The following is a 7,452-nucleotide window of genomic DNA, read 5'->3' as shown; positions in this document are numbered from 1 at the left end:
GGTGGGGCCCGGCCCGCCGCGGAGGCCGCCGACCGTCGCCGGCGGGCCGGCGCCGTGGTGGGTGTGCTGTCCGCCCTCGCCGTGCTCGCCCACGCGCAGGGGATCCCCGACCATCTGCACGACGAGATCCGGCTGGCCTACACCGACACGGACGGTCACGGCGAGCGGGCCGACCGCTACCCGCCCGGCCCCGAGTCCCGCTACGCCGAGGTCGACCGCGTCATCCGGGAGTCGTTCCCCGGCCGCGACCGGACCGACCTCGTCGTCGCCAGCACCGCCGACGCGTTCCTGGCCTACCATCCGTACTTCGCCTACCAGGCCGTCACCTCGCACTACGCCAATCCGCTGGGGCGGTACGCCGACCGCAACGAGTCCATGGTCGCGTGGCAGGACGCCACCAGCGGTGACGAGCTGTTCGCGATGATGCGTGAGACGCCGTGGCGCGGCCCCGACGCGATCGTCACACGCCGGTCGGGCGACGGCTTCACCCTGCGCCTGGCCGAGGACACCTACCCCAACGACCCCAACGTCCGCCGCTTCGGCGTCACCATCCCCGGCGAGGCCGTCGAGGGCGACCACTTCGAGGTCCACGACGTGGGCCCGTTCGCCGTGATCACGGTCAGGTGAGGAGGCTGTGCGGTGATCAGGCGATGACAGCGGAGCGGACGGGAACCGTGGGACGGGGCGACGACGACGGGGTGCGCGACACCGACATCGAGCGTCCACTCGGTCTGCACCCGTACTCCGGCATGGACCGCGACCGCCGGTGGGCGGTCATCACCGGCTTCCTCGGGGCGGTCCTGGCGATCCTCGCCGGGTTCCTCCCCGTGCACCAGGACACCACGCGGGTGCAGTGGACGGCCGGGCCCGACTACGCCTCGGTCACCGCCCCGCTCGTCTCCGGGCGACCGCTCGACCTCACCATCACCGCACCGTGCGCGCCGCTGGCGCAGGTCCCCGAGAACACGATCGTGTTCTCCACCCTGCCGGAGGGCGCCCCCGGGCGGATCTCCGACGGGCTGGTGGTCCAGCGCGCCGAGGACGCGGCCGGCGACCCGGTCATCGAGGTGGCGGTACGCAACATCACGCTGCTGTCGGTGCCGCTGTCCACCCTGCGCGACCCCGCGTGCGAGACGCTGAACGTGCGCGCCGAGACGGGCATCCTCGTCGCCGAGTTCACCGGCCTCGAGCGCGACCCCGACGACGCCGACGACGCGGTCCGCGCCGCCGTCCCGGGGACCATGCGCCCGCAGGTCACCGGGGTCTTCACCGACCTCACGCCCGTGACCGCGCCCGACGGCCTCGGCGAGTCCACGGTCGAGGTCACCGTCGACTCCCGGTACTCCTCCAGCCCCACCGCGCTCAAGCTGGTGCTCATGGTGATCGGGGTGCTCGCCACCCTCGCCTCCGTGGTGTTCCTGCACCGCCTCGACGGCATCGACGGCCGCTCGCACCGCCGCTTCGTCCCGCGGTCCTGGTCGCGACTGTCCGGGGTCGACGGGGTCGTCATCGGCGTCCTGGGCTTCTGGCACCTCGTGGGCGCCAACACCTCCGATGACGGCTACCTGCTCACCATGGCCCGCTCGGCCGGGCCCAGCGGGTACATGGCCAACTACTTCCGCTGGCTCGGTTCCCCCGAGTCCCCGGTCGGCTGGTACTACGAGATCCTGCGCGTGTTCGCCGAGATCTCCACCGCCAGCCCGTGGATGCGGCTGCCCACCCTGCTGTGCGGCATCCTGTCGTGGCTCATCATCAGCCGCGAGGTCGTGCCCCGGCTGGGTCGCCTCGCCCGCACCTGGCGCGGACCGCGCTGGACCGGCGCCGCCCTGTTCCTGGCCTTCTGGATGGCGTTCAACAACGGGCTGCGGCCCGAGCCGGTGATCGCGCTCGGCGCCCTGCTCACGTGGTCGCTGGTCGAGCGGTCCATCGCCACCCGCCGGCTCGTGCCCGGCGTCGCGGCGATCGGCGTGGCCGCGTTCTCCCTCGGCGCCGGCCCCACCGGGCTCATGTGTGTCGCGGCGCTGGCGGCGGGCGCCCGCGAGTTCCTCAGCATGGCCCGGCGCCGCGCGCAGGTGGTCGGGTGGGCCCCGATCCTCGGCCCGGTCCTGGCCGTGGGCCTCGCGCTGCTCTACACCGTGTTCGCCGACCAGACGCTGGCCGCGGTCCTCGAGGCCACCCGCATCCGCACCGAGCTCGGGCCGAGCCTGCCCTGGTACGGGGAGAAGGAACGGTGGGAGGCGCTGTTCGGGGTCTCCGCCGACGGTGGCGTCGCCCGCCGGTTCCCCGTCCTGCTCATGCTCATGTGCCTGGTGCTGGTCACCGCCGTCATGCTAAGGCGCGGCAAGATCCCCGGCGCGGCCGCCGGGCCCTCGCGCCGACTCATCGGCGTCCTCGCGGGATCGCTGCTGTTCCTGGTGTTCACCCCCACCAAGTGGACCCACCACTTCGGGGTCTTCGCCGGTCTGGCGGGGGCGCTCGCCGTGCTGGCCGTCATCGCCCTGCGCTCCTCGACGGTCTCACTTAACCGGAGTCGCTGGCTGGTGTGGGCGGCGCTGTGCTTTGTCGTCGGCCTGTCCACCGCCACCAACAACACCTGGTGGTACGTCTCCGACTACGGCATCCCCTTCTCCGACACCTTCCCCGCCGTGGGCGGGGTCCAGGTCCAGTACGTCGCGTTCATCGGCGCCCTGGTGTGCCTGCTCGTCGCCGGACTCATCCACTCCGGCCTCGTCCCGGAGGAACCCGGCGCCGCCCTGTGGCGCCGCATCCGGCGCGCGGCGCCGTTCCTGCGGACCCACGCCGACACCCCCGCCGCCCGGCGCAGGGGCCGGGGCCGTGGCCGTGGCCGGGGGGCAGGCATCGGCGGCACCCCGCTGACGGTGGTCGCGTTCTCCGTGGTGATCTTCGAGCTGGTCTCCGCGGTCACCGCCGTGTTCGTCCAGAGTCCCGCCTACAGCGTCGGCCGCGGCAACATCCGCGCGCTGTCCGGCGAGCCGTGCGCGCTCGCCGACTCCGTGCTCGTCGAGGAGGACTCCAACGACGGCCTGCTCAGCGCGGTCGGCGCCGGGCCCGAGATCTCCCTCGGCGCGGGCGTCGTCAACGGCTTCGCCCCCAACGGCCTGCCCGACTCCATCACCGTCGACAGCGCGGAGGCCTCCGGGGCGCTCGCGACCTCCGAGTCCGGCGAACGCGAGCCCGGCGACGGCGTGGACGCCGGCACCACCGGCGGCCGCGGCGCCGTCACCGTCAACGGATCCACCGTCGCGCTACCGTTCGGTCTCGACCCGGACACCACCCCGGTCCTGGGCTCCTACCGGCGCGGCCCGCAGGTCGCGGCCGAGCTCACCTCCGCGTGGTACGAGCTGCCGGCCCGCAGCGCCAACCGCCCGCTGCTGGTGATGGCGGCCGCCGGCCGCATCGGCAACGGCGCCCTGCGCATCGAGTACGGGCGCCCCGGCCGGGTCGGCGCGACCGGGCCCACCGACTTCGAGGTCATGGGCTCCACCACCCCCATCGACGTCGGCCCCGCGCCCGCCTGGCGGAACCTGCGCATCCCGCTCGACTCGATCCCCGAGGACGCCCAGGTCGTGCGCGTGGTGGCCACGGACGGCAACCTCGACCCCGACCAGTGGCTGGCCGTGACCCCGCCCCGGAACCCGCGCCTACGGACGCTCGACGAGGTCGTCGGCCACACCGACCCCGTCCTCATCGACTGGGTCGTCGCGCTGGCCTTCCCGTGCCAGCGGCCGTTCGTCCACAACGGGGGCGTCGCCGAGATCCCCCGCTACCGGATCCTCGCCGACCGCGAGTCGTCGTCCGCCGCCAACTGGTGGCAGAGCGCCGGCGGCGGCGGACCGCTCCTGTGGACCAGGCAGACCGTCGAGGCCATCACCGTCCCCACCTACCTCGACCACGACTGGGCCCGCGACTGGGGCTCGCTGCAGCGGTTCGAACCCCTCGACCCGGACGCCACCCCCGCCGAGCTCCTGCGCGGAAGCGAGGTGCGTTGGGGCTGGACCACGCCGGGTCCGATGAACTGATCGTCGCCTAGAATCGGCTGTCGTGTCAGACTCCTCCCCGGAACCGTCCCCGGCTCATCCCCCGGCTCCCAGTCCGGCCCCCGGCGCGATCGCCGCCGACCCGCGGGTCGCGAGGCTCCGGCTCATCGCCATCGTCAGCGGCCTCGTGGGCACGCTGTGCTTCCTGGCGCTGCCGTTCCTGCCGGTCTCCCAGACCACCTCGACCGTGCAGTGGCCGCAGAACGGATCGGTCGGCTCGGTCACCGCGCCCCTCATGGCGCACTCCCCGCAGCGGTTCACCGCCACCGCGCCGTGCGACCTGGTCGGTAAGCTGCCCGCCGACGGGGGGATCCTGCTGTCCACCGCCCCGGCGGGTGGCGAGGAGGCCGGCGACCGCGCCCTGTTCGTCCGGGCCTCCGCCGAGACGGTCGACGTGGTCTCCCGCAACCGCGTCATCGTCTCCGCTCCGCGCGACCGGGTCGAGGCCGGCGACTGCACGCAGCTCGGCGTCGTCGCCGCGCCGACCTACGTCGAGGCGTCGTTCGACGGCATCGACGGTGCCGCGCGCCGTGTCGACGCCGACGACCTGCGCCCGATGGTCGTGGGCGTCTACACCGACCTGCCCGCCGACACCGCGGTGCCCGAGGGCCTCGACGTGACCGTGCAGGTCGACTCCCGCTTCACCACCGACCCCACCGCGTGGAAGTGGGCGGCCATCGTCATCGGCCTGCTGTCGACCGCCGTCGCCCTGTGGGCGCTGCACGCGCTGGACCAGACCGACGGCCGCCGCGCACGTCGCTTCCTGCCGCGCGGCTGGTTCCGCATCCGTCCGCCCGACATCGCCGTGATCGGCACGCTCGGCGTCTGGCACTTCATCGGTGGCAACACCTCCGACGACGGCTACATCCTGTCCATGGCCCGCGCCGCCGATCCCGCCGGCTACATGGCCAACTACTACCGCTGGTACGGCGTCCCCGAGTCGCCGTTCGGCTCCCCCTACTACGACCTGCTGACGCTGTTCGCCCACGTGTCCACCGCGAGCCCGTGGATGCGGCTGCCCGCCCTCCTCGCCGCGATCCTGTGCTGGCTCGTCATCAGCCGTGAGGTGCTGCCCCGCCTCGGACGCGCCGCCCGCACCACGCCGGTCGTCGTGTGGAGCGCCGCCGCCGTCTTCCTCGCCTTCTGGATGGCCTTCAACAACGGCCTGCGGCCCGAGCCCATCATCGCACTGGGCGCGCTGCTGACCTGGGTCTCCGTGGAGCGGGCCATCGCCACCCGGAGGATGCTGCCGTACGCGATCGCCGTCATCATCGCGTCGTTCTCCCTGGCCACCGGCCCCACCGGGCTCATGGCCGTCGCGGCCCTGCTCATGGGCCTGCGGGCCGTCGTCCGCACCGTGGTCGTCCGCGGTCGCGTGATCGGCTCGCACCTCGCGCTCGTCGCGCCCGTCCTGGCCTCCGGAACGATGGTGCTCATCTGCGTGTTCGGCGTGCAGACCCTCGCCGCCGTGCTCGAGGCCATCCGGGTCCGCGGCGAGATCGGTCCGAGCCTGAGCTGGTTCGAGGAGTTCGTCCGCTACTACTACCTCATGATCCCGACGGTGGACGGCTCGCTCGCCCGTCGACTGCCGGTCCTGCTGGTGCTGCTCTGCCTCGCCGTCGTCGTCGGCACCCTCCTACGCCGCGGCAAGGTCCCGGGCGCCGCCTCGGGCCCGGTCTGGCGCCTGGTCGGCGTGGTCGTGGGCACCGCCTTCTTCATGATGTTCTCGCCCACCAAGTGGACCCACCACTTCGGTGTCTACGCGGGCATCGGCGGCGCGATCGCGGCCCTCGGCGCCCTGGCGATCTCCGCGTCCGCCGTCCGCACCGCCCGCAACCGCACGCTGTTCCTCGGCGTGATCCTCGTGGTGGTGGCGCTGGCGTTCGCCGGCCCCAACGGCTGGTGGTACGTCTCGAGCTACGGCATCCCCTGGTGGGACAAGGCGCCGAGCATCCGCGGCATCGACGCCGCCACCGTGCTGCTCGTCCTGGCGGTGCTGACGTTCGCCTACGCCGGGTGGCAGCACCTGCGTCGGGACTACACCGGCGACAAGGCGCCCCGGACCACCGAGGGCCGCCGCCGCGTGCGGACCTTCGCCGCCGCACCGATCGCCGTGGTCGCGGGCCTGCTGGTGATCTTCTCGATCGCCTCGTTCGCCAAGGGTGTCCACAAGCAGTTCCCAGCGTACACGATCGCCGCCGGCAATCTGTCCGCGCTCGCCGGGAACCCCTGCATGCTCGCCGACCGCGTCCTCGTCGAGCCCGACGCCAACGCCGGCATGCTCACCCCGCTCGACGCCACACCCCTGCCCGACGGGACCGTCGACCCCCGGGACCGCGCCGCGGCCATCGAGGCGGGCGACAACACCGGGTTCACGCCGGACGGTGTCGCCCCCGACCTGTCCGCCGACGCGGTGGTCGCCGATCCCGGCGCCGCCAACACCACCTCGGAGCCCGGCGGCGGCCCGTCGGTCAACACCGGCGAGAGCGCCGGGACCGGAGGCGGCCGGGGCGCCGAGGGCGTCAACTCCTCGACCGTCGCACTGCCCTTCGGGCTCGATCCCGCCACCACGCCGGTGCTCGGCTCGTTCCTGGTGGGCCCGCAGCGGGAGGCCAGCCTGGAGACCGGCTGGTACCGCCTGCCGGAGAACCGGGAGTCGCATCCGCTGTTGGTCATCTCGGCGGCGGGTCGCATCGGCCGCTTCGACGCGGACGGCATCTACAAGTACGGCCAGAGCGTGGTCGTGGAGTTCGGCCGCTCGGGCGAGGCCGGCGTCGAGACGGTCGGCGAGCCGGTCGTCCCGTTCGACATCGGCCCCGCCCCCACGTGGCGGAACCTGCGGGTGGACATGCAGGACGCCCCCGCGGACGCCGACGTGATGCGTGTCCGGGTCGACGACAACGACCTCACCCCCGAGCAGTGGGCCGCGATCACGCCCCCGCGCGCTCCCGAGCTCGTGACGGTCCAGGAGATGGTGGGTTCGGAATCGCCGGTCCTGCTGGACTGGGCGGTGAGCCTGCAGTTCCCCTGCCAGCGTCCGTTCGCGCACTACGCGGGCGTGGCCGAGCTGCCCGAGTACCGGATCCTGCCGGACCGTCCGCTGGCGGTCAGCGCCACGAGCACCTGGATGTCGTACGAGGCCGGCGGGCCGCTGGGCTGGGTGGAGACCGCGCAGCGGGCGCGGACGATCCCCTCCTACCTGCGGCACGACTGGAACCGGGACTGGGGTTCGATCGAGGCCTACACCCCGCTGGGCACGTACCAGGAGGAGCCGCCGGCGCCAGCCGAGGTGACCACCGGCACCGAGACCCGCTGGGGCTGGTGGCAGCCCGAGGGGCCGATCTTCGTGACCGACCCCGAGTGACCCGCTCAGCGCGCGGGATCGCGCCGGCCT

General features: G+C 73.4%; 3 protein-coding genes. All 3 read left to right on the top strand.

The annotated features are described in order from the left end of the window. Positions 1–627: arabinofuranosyltransferase (locus G6030_RS07670; protein ID WP_182642715.1), on the top strand; the 627-nt coding region annotated here is incomplete at its 5' end. A gap of 122 nt (positions 628–749) precedes the next feature. Next, a complete protein-coding gene (locus tag G6030_RS07665) occupies positions 750–4,040 on the top strand; it encodes an arabinosyltransferase domain-containing protein (protein ID WP_182642716.1) in 3,291 nt (1,096 codons plus the stop codon). Between the two features lie 22 nt (positions 4,041–4,062). Beyond that, positions 4,063–7,422, top strand: coding sequence for an arabinosyltransferase domain-containing protein (locus G6030_RS07660; RefSeq protein WP_182642714.1), 3,360 nt, complete (start codon positions 4,063–4,065; stop codon positions 7,420–7,422). The last annotated feature ends 30 nt before the right edge of the window (positions 7,423–7,452 follow it).

The organism is Dietzia sp. E1 (genome assembly GCF_014145015.1).
GTDB classification, from domain to species: Bacteria; Actinomycetota; Actinomycetes; order Mycobacteriales; family Mycobacteriaceae; genus Dietzia; species Dietzia cinnamea_A.
Note: the sequence above shows the minus strand (reverse complement) of the source record. Positions and strands in the feature narration are given on the sequence as shown.

Bases quoted from the DNA above. Each gene is read 5' to 3' on its own strand.
- G6030_RS07665 (WP_182642716.1), top strand. From the start codon at position 750: ATGGACCGCGACCGCCGGTGGGCGGTCATCACCGGCTTCCTCGGGGCG.